Annotated in this window: 1 tRNA gene; it reads right to left on the minus strand. The window is 46.6% G+C overall.

The features are described from left to right. Positions 1-127 precede the first annotated feature (127 nt). A tRNA-Ile gene (locus ACTRWF_RS19710) sits at positions 128-204 on the minus strand. Positions 205-311: the final 107 nt, after the last annotated feature.

Below are 311 nucleotides of genomic sequence, written 5' to 3' on the forward strand. Positions count from 1 at the left end.
TCGCAAGGAGGACCTACATTACTCTTTAAAGTATCGTAAATGCTACCTCAGGGTAAAAAACCCTAATCAATGCTTACTGAAACAGTAAATATTCATTAGGATTTCGGGTCCAACGTGACACAAGAATTGGTAGGCTTGGGCAGACTTGAACTGCCGACCTCACCCTTATCAGGGGTGCGCTCTAACCAGCTGAGCTACAAGCCTATTTTTCAAGCCGGTCGGCGTTGTGACCTCACCGCTCTTATTCGAGGGCAGGGCTGCAACCATCCGAGCTACAAGCCTTCAGTTTCTAAGTTACAACAAACTCAGTT

This window comes from Alteromonas sp. G5_S2_22_S1 (assembly GCF_054968525.1).